Genomic DNA, 12,592 nt, shown 5'->3' with positions numbered 1-12,592 from the left:
GTCCCGCAGAAACAAGGGAGCCAACGATGAAACGGTCTATTCGATATCTCGCAGGCGCAGCCTTCCTGCTACTCACGCCAGCAGCGTTTGCCCAAACCACCCCATCTGAAGAACCTCAGACCCCCGCAGTCACCACGCCCGGAGAGAAAAATCCGAGAGCACCGGTGCCAGGGGAAAACAGTTTTACCGAGGATCAGGCGAAAGAACGCCTGACCGAAGAGGGGTTCACCAACATCATGAATCTTCAACTCGGCGAAGATGGCGTCTGGCGCGCCGAAGCCGCGCGCGACGGTCAGCCTGTCAAAGTTCTTCTCGACTTTCAGGGAAACATCACCACGCAGTGACCGGTTGTAGTCGCAAAACACAATAAAGGAGATGAAAATGGCTTATATCACGGGTCTATTCGACAATCACGACGAAGCCGTCGATGCCGTTAGAGCGCTCGAAGAAGACGGGATTCCGGCTGAAAATATCAGCCTGATTTCGAATAACACAGATGGTCGATATGCAGGCGAGGCCCTGAAGGACGAGGAGGGTGCAGTCACAGGTGCTGAAACCGGCGCCGGTCTTGGTGCAGTAGCAGGCGGTGGTGCCGGGCTGTTGACCGGGCTGGGCCTGCTATCCATACCGGGTGTCGGTCCGGTCGTGGCCGGTGGCTGGCTGACCGCCACGCTGGTCGGGCTGATCGGCGGGGCCACGGTTGGCGGTGTTGCTGGCGGCATTGTCGGTGCACTGATTGAAAGCGGAGTGCCCGAAGAAGAGGCGCAGGCCTATAGCGAAGCCATTCGCCGGGGCAGTACTCTGGTCGCCGTTCGTTGCGATGAGACGGAGCGAGAGAAGGTCGACGCTATTCTTGATGACTGGGCGCGGGTCAATATCGGCCAAAGACGCGATGCTTATATCGAAGAAGGATGGGAGAGCTTCAATGCGTCGGGCGCGCCCTACACCGCGGACGAAATTGAACGCGAACGTCAGCGCCGGGGCTAGGCGGATTGACTATGAAAGAAGTAGATCCGCGCAAGGCCCGTCAAGGTTTGAATGGACGGCGTATTCTCACAATACTGATTTCCAGCCTGATACTGGCCGTGATTGTCTGGGGCGCAGTCGAATTTTACGGAAAAATGCGCCCCGGTCGCGGTTTCATGGATGACAATAGCAAGCCACCTGCATCCGCTGAAACACAGACGCCGCCTTCGGCCACAGGTCGGCAATGAACGTGCCAGCAATCACCCGTCGCCAACATAATCTTGAACAAGTCTGCGTCGAAGCGCGGACTTGTCGGCGTTGCGAACTCTATCAAAATGTAACACAGACGGTTTTCGGCGAAGGGCCTGTCGGCGCCCGAATTTTCTTCGTTGACGAACAACCTGGCGACACGGAGGATATTGGAGGAAGGCCCTTGATTGGCCCTGCAGGTCGGCTCTTCGACACCTGCCTGAACGAAGTCGGTATCAAACGCGAGCGGTGCTATATCACCAATGCGGTAAAACACTTTCGACACACACAGCGCGGTAGACGCCGCCTTCACCAGCGCCCGTCAACCAGCCATATCGAGGCCTGTCGCTGGTGGCTTCAGCGTGAAATTGAACTGGTTGCACCCCCGGCTCATCGTTGCGCTGAGCGCAGTTGCCGCCCGTTCTCTTTTCGGAAAGCCGATGAAAATTGCAGCGATACGCGGCATCCCTCTCGAGTTCAAGAACCACCTTATCCTTGTGACGATCCACCCATCCTACCTGCTACGCTTACGTGCCCAGATCGGTTTTGAGCGCGAACAGGCGATGTTTCTCAAAGAACTAGCCAAAGTCGCGGAGTTCGAGCGCGCCGCCGAAACGTGAAGTTTATTACAGTCGTTTTCCCGGAACATCATTTGCTCTGTCTTGTTAAGCTTATGTCACGCGCGACGAATGCCACTCCCAACAATCAATGGTTTAAAACCACCGAAAGGAAAGAGAATGGCACAGAACCACACGCAAGGTGGCACACACGAACAACACGTGAAAGCCGGCCAGCAGAGCCACAAGAACGATGGAAAGCATGCGAGCAGCGGAGGCGGCGACAAGCAACAGCAGCAGACGTCTTCCCGTGGGGGAGCCCATGAACAGCATGTAAAGGCAGGTCAACAGAACCATGAGAATTCGTAATTCAAAGGGGCGGCCTTGTGCCGCCCCGTTCTCAAACCGGACTTTTGTTCGGAAAGGCTAAGATGATGTCTTTCAAGCCAAATCCCGACTACATGCTGGAGCCGGAACATCTCGTTGAGATGATACCGGCTTTGCGCGCGTTTTCCCGCACATTTTACCGCCAGAAAGAAGATGCTGAGGATCTTGTTCAGGAAACATTGCTGAAAGCACTGGCCAATCGGGAAAAATACGTTCCCTATTCGCCGCTGAAATCCTGGCTTTTCACCATCATGCGCAACACGTTCTGCACGCGTATTCGCATCCAGAAGCGTGAAGCCCCGGGCCTGAGCGAGTGCGTTTCACCCATAGCTTCAGTCAAAGCCTCGCAAGAACTTACGCTCGAGGCGTACGACGTGCAAACAGCAATGGAAACCCTGCCCCACAAATATCGCCGCGTTCTGGCATTGGTAGTGTTGGAGGGCAAAAGCTATGAACGAACGGCCCAGCTTTGCGATTGCTCGATCGGAACGGTTAAAAGCCGTCTGCACCGCGCCCGTCATAAACTTCACGATATCGTGGATGGAGCTTAGATGGTGTTATCCAAGCATCGGCACTCCCGAAATCGTGTCATCGCTCGGAATGTAAATTCTGCACGAGACATCTTGTTATTCGGTAATAGACATGGCCAACTGCTTGTAATGTTTAGTCCTAATGATGATGCTATGCGTCTTTTCGCAGGAAAGCGCATTTTGGTTTTCGAAGATGGATTTCTGCTTTCGGAAGAAGCGGAATCCAGATTGACGAATGCTGGCGCCGTAATACTCGGTCCCGTCACAACGGCCAGCCAGGCGTTGGACTATCTGGAATGTGAAGCCATTGACGCCGTCGTTATGGATGTCGCTCTGGAACCGGAAGCGGTACTTTCACTCATCTCCGAACTGGAGCGAGGCGCCGTACCCTTTATATTCGCCCTGCCGGATAATCCCAGGCTGGATGGCCAGCGCTTCGCTGGCTTTATATTGAGCGCTCGCAACAATGACCTCTCCTCGATAGCGGAAGCACTGTTTCTGCGACGCAACCTGGAACAATAGTCACCCTCATCGCATCGACTGACCTTGGCTTCTTCTCCAGACAGAACTCCGGGAACATGGGGCCAACTTCGCTGTTAGAGCTGCGGGGCCCCAATGAAGGACAAGCCAAGATGGAAAGCCGATATCCCAAACCGCCGTTCGCAACCCAGCACCAGCCGATGCCGGGCATTACCGATAAGATGAACCCAAAGCCGGATCACGGAGAAGCCACCTATAAGGGTTCAGGAAAACTGAAGGGGCTGCGAGCAATCATCACCGGAGGAGACAGCGGCATTGGTCGCGCTGTTGCAATTGCATTTGCGCGGGAAGGTGCGGATGTCTTGATCGCCTATCTGGAAGAAGATGAAGACGCGCTTGAGACCAAAGGACTTATCGAGAAAGAGGGTCGAAAAGCCGTCTTGATGAAATGCGATATCCAGCATGCCCAAACCTGTCGCGACCTGATTGATCGTGCGGTAGGCGAACTAGGCGGAATCGATATTCTGGTGAACAACGCCGCTCATCAGGCGAGTTTCTCCGAACTCGATGATATCAGCGACGAAGAATGGGAGCTGACATTTCGCGTCAATATTCATGCGATGTTTTATCTGACAAAAGCCGCCCTTTCTCATATGATACCCGGCGCTGCGATCATCAATACGGCTTCCATCAATTCAGATATGCCGAATCCAACCCTTTTAGCCTATGCGACGACAAAGGGTGCGATCCAGAATTTTACCGCTGGGTTGGCCCAGCTTCTTGCAGAAAAGGGAATCCGTGCCAATGCGGTCGCGCCCGGTCCGGTTTGGACCCCGCTCATACCGTCAACTCTTCCAGAGGATGCGGTGCGGAATTTTGGCAAACAGACACCGATGAAAAGACTTGCTCAACCGGCGGAACTCGCTTCGGCTTATGTCATGCTGGCGGACCCTCTATCGAGTTTCACATCCGGTGCCACCATAGCAGTCACTGGCGGCAAGCCGATTTTGTGATGTGGCGGCATCCGCTGCGGGCGCCGCCATGCATCATCGCTATTCTGTGGCTCGATCAGCGTCAGACTTGGCATTTTCCTTGATAGTCACGTCGAACGTCGATCGTACCGACGCTCATATCCGTTGGGAACCCGAATCCTGAAGTTCCGGGAAATTTATCTGGAACGAAACCAATTCTGACGAGTTCGGCATGTCAAACAGGAGTTTGGCAAATGACGATGGAAACCCAAGTCGTTTCGATGGAAGACAATGAAGCCTATTCGGTTCAGTTCTTTGACGATGCTGGAACTGCCATTTCTGTCTACTTCCAGAACCCGCAGCATATTCGCTTATCAACTGCCGACGCGGTGAACGAAGCAACGGCACGGATGTCGCGTGTAGTTGAGGGAGCCTTTGGGCAAATCGTCGTAGAAAGGCTTGAAGGATAATATGCCGCTGGAAACCGGACTTCTACGCGGAGACTTACGGCGTGGCTGTATGCATTTGTGCATCGACATGCAGAATCTGTTCGGACCCGCCTCCCCCTGGCATGTACCGTGGATTGAGGCAATATTACCTAATATCGTAAATATCTGCTCCCGACACAGTGCGGAAACGATCTTTACGCGCTTCATACCTCCAAGGACACCTGACGCAGCCGTGGGAGCCTGGAAAGCCTATTACCGCAAATGGGAAACCCTGACCCTCAACCGCATTGATCCGTCGCTCATCGAACTGGTCGACCCGTTGCGAGAATTCTCACCGCCTGCTGCCTTGCTCGACAAGACTGTATACTCCCCTTGGACCGAAGGCTTTCTCCAGAGGTATCTGCACAAAAGGCGTGTTCAAAATTTGATCGTCAGCGGAGCAGAGACGGACCTTTGCGTCCTCGCGACCCTGTTGGGCGCAGTGGACCGCGGATATCGTGTGATCATTGTCCACGACGCAGTGTGCAGTGTTTCCGATCAAACCCACGATGCGATCATTTCCCTTTGTCACCAACGGTTCAGCGAACAGCTTGAACTGGTCTGCACCGATGAGTTGATCGACTCCTGGCGTTAAGATTGGGCGACCACGGAACTTTCAATCCCATGCCAGGTTCACTGCACGAAAGGAGCTATTCATGGAACATCTGCACTGGGATGACGCTGTCGTCATCGAAATAGCGGTAGGCATAACGCAGACAGTGAGAACGGTAGCGGATGCCGAAAATATACTATTGTCTCAATGGAACAGATTCGAATTCGATAGTCTCGGGATCGCGATCAAGGCCTGCCTTCTGTGTACATATGACATTGCGAGTACAGAGGATGCAAGGCTCGCTTTCGAGCGGGCCGCTTCAACGTCCGGGCTTCTGGCTTGATATCGTTCCGATGAGACCTGCGCGGAAAACACCAAGAGGCAATCCGGCTATTGACCGGCTTGTTATCTGTGTACCGTGCCAACGAAAAGCAGCCATTTCAAAGTGCGACGCTCGGCTTCGCTCAACTCCGGGGCTACCAGCCGGATAGTTCCAGCAGCATCAACCTCCGAAGCAAGTTTTCCGGCCAGCCAGTGTTCAGGAATGTCAGGATGTATATAAGACTTCCGGCACACCGCTCTTGTATTACCGAGCCGGTGCGCAACCTTATCGATTTCGCTATTCAGCATCTGCTTTTTAGCCCTGTCACTGTCGGGCAGTTCCAGGCATTGTAGCGCCTCAAGGGCGGTCGCCGTTGCGGCCCATGTCCGGAAATGCTTCGACGTGAAATCGGACTGCATAGTCACCCGCAGATAGTCATTTATATCCTGAGAGGAAACAGGGCAGCGATCATCCTCCTCGTCAATATATTGAAATAACTGCTGCCCAGGCAGTTCCTGTATGGAGCGCACGATACGCGCAATCCGTTTGTCGGAGAGCTTGAGACTCCACATTTTGCCTGATTTGCCAGTAAAGACGAGCCGCAATCCCCTACCATCATCCCGCAGGTGCCGATTGCGAAGGGTAGTAACCCCAAAGCTCTTGTTGTCCCGTGCATAATCGGGATTTCCAACCCGCAGTAACAGCCGATCCATCAGCCAAATGACGGTCGCAATGACCTTTTCACGGCAGAGCGAGCGTCGCCGCATATCAGCATCAAGTGCTTTACGCAGTCGGCTGAGTGCACGAGCGAAGTCTGGCAGACTTGAGAATTTGGTTTCCTCCTGCATCGCCATCCACGCGGAATGGTAACGATATTGCTTTCTTCCGCGCGCATCGCGACCGGTCGCCTGTATGTGTCCGCGCTGATCGCAACATATCCAGACATCGCTCCAAGCAGGCGGAATGGCAAGCTTAGCAATCCTGTTTCGATCCGCGACGGAAATCGCCTTTTTGTCAAACCGAACATAACGAAACCCGGCTCCACAACGCAGGCGTCTAATTCCCGGCGCGGTGTCGCTGACATGGAGTAACCCATGAGCAGCATTGTTTTGTAGCAGCGGGACAGCGGAAGATTTTTCAAGCAATGGGCATCCCCCAGTCGGATTTTCCTTATCGAATAACCACTGCAAACCGCGACAGGTTCCCAGGCTGAACGAATCTGATCGGGAACTATCGGGCGTCAAACAGGTTATCCTGTTCTTCCCGGAGGATCACATCGTGCCCCACAGTTTCTGGAAAGGCTATCTCAAACTTTCGCTTGTCACCTGTGCGGTGGAGCTGACGCCTGCGACCAGTGACAGCGAGAAGGTGCGTTTTCACACCTTGAATGCTGAGACCGGCAACCGGGTGATCAGCCGGTACTTAGATTCGGTTACGCACAAGCCCGTGCGGGATGATGACGAGGTCAAGGGGTTCGAGAAAGGCGACGGCAGCTATGTCACTCTTGAAGAGGATGAGCTGGAGGCTGTGGCACTCGAGAGCACCAGAACTATAAACATCGACAAATTTGTGCCGCGCCACAGCATTGGCTGGATCTGGTACGACAAACCGCATTATCTCGCGCCATCCGACAAGGTAGGCCAGGAAGCCTTTTCCGTCATTCGCGAGGCAATGGAAAAAAGCGCAGTCTTCGGTCTGGCCCGCCTCGTCATGTACCGACGCGAAAGAGCCGTGCTTCTTGAGCCACGCGGACGCGGAATTGTCCTGTGGACGCTGCGCTTCGGCGATGAGGTGCGGAAAGCGACCGACTATTATTCAGATACTGAGGAAGGCAAACCTGATACGAAGCTTCTTTCCATGGTCCGCAAGCTCATCAAGGGCAAGACGGAAGATTGGAATCCCGATTTCCTTCAGGACCCGATGCAGAAGAACCTTCAGTCGATGATTGCTGCAAAGAAGAAAAAGAAACCGGCAACGGGGTCGAAGCCGCGCAAGACTGCACCAGAAACCGAAGGCAATGTTATCAACATCATGGATGCTCTACGAAAAAGCCTCGCCGGTGAAAACAAAAAAAGCTGATGCGAAGAGCTCTACCTATTTCTTCAGCTTAGGCAGCGGCGTTTCTGCGCTGCGAAAATCCTGCCAGGGATCGCTATTCAATGCGGCCAGCCGGGTCGGCGTGTTGAGAATAGTAAAATGGGCGGGGCCTATTGCTGACGTCACTTCCTCCCACCCAAGCGGCATGGAAACTGCGGCACCGGGACGTGCCCGCGGCGAATAGGGTGCTACAGCAGTCATGCCGCGCTGATTGCGCAGATAATCCATAAGAATTTTGCCTTTGCGCTTGGCCTTGGAAATCGTCGAAACATAGCGATCAGGGCTGTCTGCAGCCATCTGGTCGGCAATAGCCCTTGTAAAGCTCTTGAGGGCGTCCCAGTCGACCTTCGGCTTCAATGGCGCGACCACATGCAGTCCCTTGCCGCCGGACGTTTTAACAAACGTCGTCAATCCGAGTTTTTCCAGACGTTCCTTGGTCTCGATTGCGGCTTCGATCACGCGTGACCAGGGAACCCCCTCACCAGGATCGAGATCCATCGTCAATGTATCCGGTAGCTCCCAATTTTTGAGCGTAGAACCCCAGGGGTGAATTTCCAGCGTCGCGGCTTGCACCAGACCGATCAGCCCGTTGAAGTCCCGAATGCTGATATAAGGCTCCTCTTCCTTGTTCTCTGGGTCCTGAACTTCGATAATATGTTCATTCAACCCCTTCCACGCGTGCTTTTGAAAGAAGTGTTCTCCGTCAATTCCGGTTGGACAGCGTAACAATGCCAGGGGGCGGTTGACGATGAAAGGTTCGATGCGAGGCCAGATAGCGGAATAATAATCTGCGAGACCCTGTTTTGTGACACCTTCGCCCGGCCAGTAAACCCGGTCGGGATGTGTGAGCTTCACGTCGATCTCCTCGGGGCCTTTACTGGAAATACGGGGTGACATGGTTTGCTTCTCCCATATGACGTCCTTGGCAGCCTTATCGTCTCGCACCCCCCTGAAGGACGCGTGACGCAATCGCTTATCGGCAGTCCAGGCACGAAATTCGATTTCCGCTACCAGCAGCGGGTTGACGAACCTGACGCCGCGTTTTTCATCTGCCGTCAGCGGGACTGCGAAGGGGCTCTCATTCAGCCGCATGGCTTGCAGCCGTTTGTAAAGTTCTTTTGCAATCCTGACCGAAAATCCTGTTCCTACCCGGCCCACGGGAACCAGCCCCTTTTTATCCTGTACACCCAAAAGGAGCGAACCGATTGCCGCTCGCGTTGCCGTCGAGGGAACATAGCCTGCAATAACGAATTCCCGTCGTCCAATGCATTTCGACTTACGCCAATCGTTGCTGCGACCGCTTCTATAAGATGCCTCCCTGAGCTTCGACACAATACCCTCAAGGCCAAGTCCGCAGGCATTCTTCAGTACCGTAGCCCCATCGGCATCAAAGGCCTCGCTGAAGCGAAGTGTTGACGATAATCCGTAAATTAATTTTTCAAGCAACGTTTTGCGCTCGACCAGAGGAGTCTGGCGGAGATCTTCACCATCAACATGTAGAAGATCGAAGAGGTAATAAACGAACCGATCGGAACGTCCCTCGCTTAGATCCTCTTGCAAAGCTGAAAAGTCGGACAGTCCCGACTGGTTTTCGACAACGATCTCCCCATCAAATATGGCTTCGTTCACACCCGTACCAACAAGATCGCTGGCGATCTGCGGGCCAAATTTTTCAGTCCAATCCAATCCCCCACGCGAATAAAGGGCGACCTTGCCCCCCGCAATATGAGCCTGGATGCGATAACCGTCGAACTTAATCTCGTGAAGCCAGCGGTTTCCATCTGGAGCAGATGACACGAGCGTAGCGAGCTCAGGTTTGACGAAATTCGGCATCGGTCGCTTCTTCGCATTTTTGATATTTGCGCCCCCACCCTTCTCTTGAGCAGTCGACTTCTTGTTGATCGGACCCGTTTTCGACGACCAACCTGGCGCTTCGTGTTCGACATCGGCGATGGCGCGGCCGGTTTTTACTGATTTCGGCATCTCTTCAAGAATGTCAGGTTCATCAGGATTTCTGGAAAAATCGTCCTCACCCTTGATGAGGAGCCAATTCTCTCGCTTCTCGTCTGGCTTTCCATGCATCCGGACCAAATGCCAGCGACCTTTGAGTTTTCCACCTGTGAGCTCGAACTCAAGATGCCCTTTCTTGTATTGCTTATGTGCATCACCAGTGGATTTCCAACGCCCTGTATCCCAGACGATAACTGTACCACCACCGTACTCACCTTTAGGAATCGTGCCTTCAAAATCCGCATATTCAAGCGGATGGTCCTCCACATGCACGGCCAGTCGCTTTTCGCCAGAAACAAGGCTTGGACCTCGCGTCACGGCCCAGCTTTTCAGCACGCCATCCATCTCAAGGCGAAAATCATAATGCAGTCTGCGAGCATCATGTTTTTGCACGACAAAGAGCTCGCCTTTGGTGCGTGAAGACTTACCGCGCGGCTCGTTGGTCAGGGTAAAATCGCGTTTCCTACGATAGGTTTCGAGTGGCTGTCCCATGATCAGCCAGCCCTTTTTCTAGACTTTGTTCCAGATGCCGCCCCGGACTTGGCTTTGCCTTTTGTTGCTTTGGTCGGCGCCTGCCCGGCCCGGCCCAGGTTTGCACTCTTGCGAAGAGCTTCCTTGAGATTGATAACCTTGGCAGTCTTCGGCGCGACCGGCTTGTTTAGCGGTCTCCCCTCAATCTTCGCCTTTATCAAATCTTCCAGTGCTGCATCGTACCGGTCATCGAAGCCTGCGGGGTCGAAACTTCCCATCTTGGTGTCGATAATATGCTTCGCCAGGTCGAGCATTTCTTGATCGAACTTGAAAGTACCCAAGTCGGCAAATGCCTCCGCTGCCGCTCGTACCTCATATTCGAAATTAAGCGTCGTGGCTATCAGACCATCATCGTCGGCACGGATCAGAACCTGTCGCGCACGTCGGAAAAGAACAGCCTCTGCGATTGCGGCCACGTTTTCGGCTTTCATGCCCTCACGAACGAGTACGAAACTATCGCTGTCTCCAACAGGGGCGAGATAATATGGCCGGTCGAGATAGACATCATCAATCTCGTCGCATTTGATAAAACGCGTGACATTCAGTGTTTTATCGCTTTCGGGAATGGCCGAAGCAACTTCCTCTTCGTCAAAACTCAAATAGGTGCCAGACGATACTTCATAGCCCTTGAGCTGGTTTTCGCGCGGTACTGGTTTGCCTGTATCACTGTCCACGAATTCCCGGTTGAGGCGATTTCCGGTCTTGCGATTAATCAGATGAAATGAAACACGCTCAGAAGTCGACGCCGCCGTGAACAGTGCAACGGGGCACAAAAGCTGATCAATCTTCAGCTGGCCCTTCCAGTTTGCGCGGGGTGCCATCGATTTATCCCTGCTTTCGTTAAGCACCGTCTTCGCCCGAGCTCGTACCACCTGTACGCTTCAGATAGTGCGCGTATGCAAATCCGCCGATGAGAAGCGCGGGCAAACCAAGGAGAACAATCCAGAACAACAATTCTCCCATCTCGCCCTCCTCCATACTGGCGCCGAAACATACATTTTTATACGGAGACAAACTCATGAAACGCCGAAATTGTTCCGATAATGTTGAGCTCCGCGTCAATATCGGAAAGCAGAGATCTACTGAACTGGTTGGTAGCTCCTCATATAGAAAGCATGACGACGCATCGACATCTGGTTGAATGACAAGACCAAGCACAGCAGTGCGACCGGTCTGCTGCCATTCTCTGGCCAGAAGTTACAGTGAGCTTCTTTCTGAAGCACGTCGCCACAAGATAGATATTTCGCCTGCAGCCCAGATTGGGATTGCGCAAGCGTTGGCTGCTGCCAAGTCAGCACTTTGGAAAGAAAATAATCGCGTGACGATGCGCAGCTCAAATGCATCGTTCAAAGCAAATGGCTTCCTCTCAAACGTTATCGTCAATTCTAACGGCGAGATGTGACACGCGATTGATATGGCTTTTCATGGATTTTGAAACGTAACAGCTTAGTTATATCATCCGTGTGGTTACTTCTGTAAAACTGTTCTGACCCGCATCTGGTGCTTTGTCCTCGTGGGTCGTCGGCGTTGCCGAAGGAGGTGCATTGGCGTTCGGAGCCGGAGCGTTCATAGAGGGTGTGTTGGATGTGGTAGAATCCTGTGCGCTGGAGTTCAACACCGGTCATCTCCAAATGCGTAGACCGATACGAGATGCGTCTTCTTCGTCAAGATCATGACTCCGGACTACGCGTGCGTTGCAACGGAGCGAGTTGATCTTGCCGCCCAATCCAAGAACGACAGAAAGAGTTAGATTGTCGGCAAAACGCAGATTGTGCAATCAGGCAAGCGCTTTTGCATTTATTGAATAATACTTACTTGACGGGCTTCAAAAGATAGTGCCCGACGCCCCAGATGTCGCCATTTTCGTGGCCAAAAAGACCAGACGTTGCGAGAAAGAAGAGCCGCCAGCGCCGTTCCCAAAGACCAGCATCTTGCGCATAAACCTGATGCAGAATTGGCCTGATCTGATCAATCGATGTGTCGAAGTTGTGCAACCAGTCCAAGGCTGTTTGCTGGTAATGCCTGCCCGACCAACGCCAGTCCTGCTCGACAGTGAAAATATCACCGAAGCGATGTGGAAGGTCGAAGGCAGGCATGATGCCGCCCGTGAAGAAGTAATGGGCAATCCAGTCGGCCGGATTTTCATGATTGAAGCGATAGGAGCGATCGCGATGGGTGAAGACATGGATGAACAGCCTACCATCCGCATGAAGCCATCCGCGCACGCGTTCTAACAATGATTGCCAGTTCGACATATGTTCAAACATCTCAACCGAAACCACACGATCAAAGCGCTGGTCGATGGAAAAATCGTTCATATCTGCTGTGATGACCGTGAGGTTTTTAAGACCACGCGTCGCTGCCTGAGCCTCGATTGTCCGACATCAGGGCCTTTGAGACAAAACTGGTTTAATTAAGAAGAGAGGATTTTCGGCTCATCATAGCTTTATC

At 53.2% G+C, this 12,592-nt stretch carries 17 protein-coding genes and 2 pseudogenes; 14 read left to right on the top strand and 5 right to left on the bottom strand.

What is annotated here, in order from left to right:
* Positions 1–26: 26 nt before the first annotated feature.
* From FIB18_RS22170 to FIB18_RS22120, 12 genes and pseudogenes are all read left to right on the top strand, one after another.
* Complete coding sequence (locus tag FIB18_RS22170; protein WP_140022804.1) at positions 27–344, top strand: PepSY domain-containing protein; 318 nt, start codon at positions 27–29, stop codon at positions 342–344.
* Positions 345–381: 37 nt separating this feature from the next.
* Positions 382–987 carry a hypothetical protein gene (locus FIB18_RS22165; RefSeq protein ID WP_140022802.1) on the top strand — a complete coding sequence of 202 codons (606 nt, stop codon included), beginning with the start codon at positions 382–384 and terminating at the stop codon, positions 985–987.
* 11 nt (positions 988–998) lie between these two features.
* On the top strand, positions 999–1,214 hold the full coding sequence (locus tag FIB18_RS22160) for a hypothetical protein (RefSeq protein ID WP_140022800.1): 216 nt from the start codon (positions 999–1,001) through the stop codon (positions 1,212–1,214).
* A pseudogene (locus tag FIB18_RS25260) lies at positions 1,211–1,540 on the top strand (uracil-DNA glycosylase family protein); the annotation flags it as partial. The gene FIB18_RS22160 and the pseudogene FIB18_RS25260, both read left to right, overlap by 4 nt.
* Before the next feature lie 115 nt (positions 1,541–1,655).
* Complete coding sequence (locus tag FIB18_RS25255; RefSeq protein ID WP_328596263.1) at positions 1,656–1,835, top strand: hypothetical protein; 180 nt, start codon at positions 1,656–1,658, stop codon at positions 1,833–1,835.
* 117 nt (positions 1,836–1,952) lie between these two features.
* Positions 1,953–2,141: a hypothetical protein gene (locus FIB18_RS22150; RefSeq protein WP_140022798.1), complete on the top strand. Its 189-nt coding sequence runs from the start codon at positions 1,953–1,955 to the stop codon at positions 2,139–2,141.
* Between the two features lie 65 nt (positions 2,142–2,206).
* Positions 2,207–2,710 (top strand): RNA polymerase sigma factor, encoded by a 504-nt coding sequence (locus FIB18_RS22145; RefSeq protein ID WP_140022906.1) that lies wholly within the window; start codon positions 2,207–2,209, stop codon positions 2,708–2,710.
* 132 nt (positions 2,711–2,842) lie between these two features.
* Complete coding sequence (locus tag FIB18_RS22140; protein ID WP_140022796.1) at positions 2,843–3,211, top strand: response regulator; 369 nt, start codon at positions 2,843–2,845, stop codon at positions 3,209–3,211.
* 110 nt (positions 3,212–3,321) lie between these two features.
* A complete protein-coding gene (locus FIB18_RS22135) occupies positions 3,322–4,182 on the top strand; it encodes an SDR family oxidoreductase (RefSeq protein WP_140022794.1) in 861 nt (286 codons plus the stop codon).
* A 212-nt stretch (positions 4,183–4,394) separates the two neighbouring features.
* Positions 4,395–4,610 (top strand): hypothetical protein, encoded by a 216-nt coding sequence (locus FIB18_RS22130; RefSeq protein WP_140022792.1) that lies wholly within the window; start codon positions 4,395–4,397, stop codon positions 4,608–4,610.
* Between the two features lies 1 nt (position 4,611).
* Positions 4,612–5,223, top strand: a complete 612-nt coding sequence (locus FIB18_RS22125) for a cysteine hydrolase family protein (RefSeq protein WP_140022790.1) — start codon at positions 4,612–4,614, stop codon at positions 5,221–5,223.
* A gap of 61 nt (positions 5,224–5,284) precedes the next feature.
* Entirely contained in the window at positions 5,285–5,524 is a 240-nt protein-coding gene (locus FIB18_RS22120; protein ID WP_140022788.1) for a DUF982 domain-containing protein, read from the top strand.
* Between the two features lie 62 nt (positions 5,525–5,586).
* Here the strand turns inward: FIB18_RS22120 and FIB18_RS22115 are convergent, their stop codons facing one another.
* Positions 5,587–6,648 carry a DNA topoisomerase IB gene (locus FIB18_RS22115; protein WP_140022787.1) on the bottom strand — a complete coding sequence of 354 codons (1,062 nt, stop codon included), beginning with the start codon at positions 6,646–6,648 and terminating at the stop codon, positions 5,587–5,589.
* A gap of 133 nt (positions 6,649–6,781) precedes the next feature.
* On the opposite strand from FIB18_RS22115, the gene ku (FIB18_RS22110) reads away from it, so the two are divergent.
* Positions 6,782–7,582 carry a non-homologous end joining protein Ku gene (ku, locus tag FIB18_RS22110; RefSeq protein WP_140022785.1) on the top strand — a complete coding sequence of 267 codons (801 nt, stop codon included), beginning with the start codon at positions 6,782–6,784 and terminating at the stop codon, positions 7,580–7,582.
* A gap of 15 nt (positions 7,583–7,597) precedes the next feature.
* Here ku (FIB18_RS22110) and ligD read toward each other — a convergent pair whose 3' ends face one another.
* From ligD to FIB18_RS25375, 3 genes are read right to left on the bottom strand one after another with little or no spacing between them, the layout of a single operon-like run.
* A complete protein-coding gene (gene ligD, locus FIB18_RS22105; RefSeq protein ID WP_140022783.1) occupies positions 7,598–10,102 on the bottom strand; it encodes a DNA ligase D in 2,505 nt (834 codons plus the stop codon).
* 2 nt (positions 10,103–10,104) lie between these two features.
* Complete coding sequence (gene ku / locus FIB18_RS22100; RefSeq protein WP_140022781.1) at positions 10,105–10,962, bottom strand: non-homologous end joining protein Ku; 858 nt, start codon at positions 10,960–10,962, stop codon at positions 10,105–10,107.
* A gap of 19 nt (positions 10,963–10,981) precedes the next feature.
* On the bottom strand, positions 10,982–11,104 hold the full coding sequence (locus FIB18_RS25375) for a hypothetical protein (RefSeq protein WP_255414847.1): 123 nt from the start codon (positions 11,102–11,104) through the stop codon (positions 10,982–10,984).
* A gap of 178 nt (positions 11,105–11,282) precedes the next feature.
* On the opposite strand from FIB18_RS25375, the gene FIB18_RS22095 reads away from it, so the two are divergent.
* On the top strand, positions 11,283–11,543 hold the full coding sequence (locus FIB18_RS22095; protein ID WP_235894949.1) for a type II toxin-antitoxin system CcdA family antitoxin: 261 nt from the start codon (positions 11,283–11,285) through the stop codon (positions 11,541–11,543).
* Positions 11,544–11,952: 409 nt separating this feature from the next.
* Here FIB18_RS22095 and FIB18_RS22090 read toward each other — a convergent pair.
* Positions 11,953–12,504, bottom strand: a pseudogene (locus FIB18_RS22090) (class I SAM-dependent methyltransferase); the annotation flags it as partial.
* Between the last annotated feature and the right edge of the window lie 88 nt (positions 12,505–12,592).

It is taken from the genome of Brucella pecoris (assembly GCF_006376675.1).
GTDB classification, from domain to species: domain Bacteria; phylum Pseudomonadota; class Alphaproteobacteria; order Rhizobiales; family Rhizobiaceae; genus Brucella; species Brucella pecoris.
Note: the sequence above shows the minus strand (reverse complement) of the source record. Positions and strands in the feature narration are given on the sequence as shown.

Bases quoted from the DNA above. Each gene is read 5' to 3' on its own strand.
- FIB18_RS22170 (WP_140022804.1), top strand. From the start codon at position 27: ATGAAACGGTCTATTCGATATCTCGCAGGCGCAGCCTTCCTGCTACTC.
- FIB18_RS22165 (WP_140022802.1), top strand. From the start codon at position 382: ATGGCTTATATCACGGGTCTATTCGACAATCACGACGAAGCCGTCGAT.
- FIB18_RS22160 (WP_140022800.1), top strand. From the start codon at position 999: ATGAAAGAAGTAGATCCGCGCAAGGCCCGTCAAGGTTTGAATGGACGG.
- FIB18_RS25255 (WP_328596263.1), top strand. From the start codon at position 1,656: ATGAAAATTGCAGCGATACGCGGCATCCCTCTCGAGTTCAAGAACCAC.
- FIB18_RS22150 (WP_140022798.1), top strand. From the start codon at position 1,953: ATGGCACAGAACCACACGCAAGGTGGCACACACGAACAACACGTGAAA.
- FIB18_RS22145 (WP_140022906.1), top strand. From the start codon at position 2,207: ATGTCTTTCAAGCCAAATCCCGACTACATGCTGGAGCCGGAACATCTC.
- FIB18_RS22140 (WP_140022796.1), top strand. From the start codon at position 2,843: ATGCGTCTTTTCGCAGGAAAGCGCATTTTGGTTTTCGAAGATGGATTT.
- FIB18_RS22135 (WP_140022794.1), top strand. From the start codon at position 3,322: ATGGAAAGCCGATATCCCAAACCGCCGTTCGCAACCCAGCACCAGCCG.
- FIB18_RS22130 (WP_140022792.1), top strand. From the start codon at position 4,395: ATGACGATGGAAACCCAAGTCGTTTCGATGGAAGACAATGAAGCCTAT.
- FIB18_RS22125 (WP_140022790.1), top strand. From the start codon at position 4,612: ATGCCGCTGGAAACCGGACTTCTACGCGGAGACTTACGGCGTGGCTGT.
- FIB18_RS22120 (WP_140022788.1), top strand. From the start codon at position 5,285: ATGGAACATCTGCACTGGGATGACGCTGTCGTCATCGAAATAGCGGTA.
- ligD (WP_140022783.1), bottom strand. From the start codon at position 10,102: ATGGGACAGCCACTCGAAACCTATCGTAGGAAACGCGATTTTACCCTG.
- ku (WP_140022781.1), bottom strand. From the start codon at position 10,962: ATGGCACCCCGCGCAAACTGGAAGGGCCAGCTGAAGATTGATCAGCTT.
- FIB18_RS25375 (WP_255414847.1), bottom strand. From the start codon at position 11,104: ATGGGAGAATTGTTGTTCTGGATTGTTCTCCTTGGTTTGCCCGCGCTT.
- FIB18_RS22095 (WP_235894949.1), top strand. From the start codon at position 11,283: ATGACAAGACCAAGCACAGCAGTGCGACCGGTCTGCTGCCATTCTCTG.